The 1,036-nt window shown below is 66.1% G+C and carries 1 protein-coding gene; it reads left to right on the forward strand.

Features of this window, described 5'->3' with window-relative positions; all coding sequences use genetic code 11:
* Nucleotides 1-1,036 (forward strand): type VI secretion system Vgr family protein (locus tag VI26_RS22875; RefSeq protein ID WP_048412057.1); only part of this gene is annotated, 1,036 nt, incomplete at both ends.

The following is a 1,036-nucleotide window of genomic DNA, read 5'->3' on the forward strand; positions in this document are numbered from 1 at the left end:
GTCGGTGCCGGACATCGTCAAGCAGATTCTGGCCGAGCATCAGCAGGCCAACCCGGTGTTCGCGCGGGTGCAGACCTTGGAGTTCAAGACCGGCCCGGCGTCGCCGCGCAGCTACTGCCTGCAATACCGAGAATCCGATTACGACTTCATCGTGCGGCTGTTGCACGAAGAGGGCTATGCCTGGCGTTTCGATCATGTCGATGGCGACACCCCCCAGGTGCAATTGGTCGCCTTCGACGACCCCTATAGCCTGCCGCCGGCCAGCGTGGAACGAGTGCGTTTCCACCGCAGCGACGCCACCGAGGCCGAGGACGGCCTGACCGAGTGGAATGCCCAGCGCCAGATCGTCCCCGCCGCGGTGGCGCTGGCCAGCTTCGATTACCAGCCGGTGCAGACCCAGCACAGCGGAGACGACAGCCGCATCGACCAGGGCCAGAACGGCAAGGCGCTGCAATCGTCCTTGCACGACTACGACCCGCAATCGCTGTACTACGCCGGCGACGCCGACCAGCTCAGCCGCTACGCCCAGCTGCGCCAGCAGGCGCATGACCTCAACGCCAAGCAATTCAGCGGCGGCGGCTCGGTACGTGGCCTGGCCGCCGGCCAGTGGTTCCGCCTGGACGAACACCCGGCTCACGACGGCGACAGCAGCGAACAGCGCGAATTCGTCGTCACCCGCCAGACTTTAAGCGCGCGCAACAACCTGCCGGCGGATCTCAAGGCTTTCCAGGATGGCAAGGAAGCACAACCGTTCCGTGCCGACTTCGACGCCCAGCGTCGCGGCGTGCCGCTGACCCCGGCCTACGCCCACACCGAACTGGCCAAGCCCAAGTCCCGTGGCGTGCAGACCGCCACCGTGGTTGGCCCGCAAGGAGAAGAAGTCCACACCGACCAGCACGGCCGCATCAAGGTGCAGTTCCACTGGCAGCGGCCAGACGAACACCCCAGCATTGGTGCGGGCATGGACGACAAATCCTCCTGCTGGCTGCGGGTGGTGATGCCCAGCGCCGGCGCTGGCTGGGGCCATCAATTCATC

Origin of the sequence: Chromobacterium sp. LK1, assembly GCF_001043555.1 — a bacterium.
Taxonomy (GTDB): Bacteria; Pseudomonadota; Gammaproteobacteria; order Burkholderiales; family Chromobacteriaceae; genus Chromobacterium; species Chromobacterium aquaticum.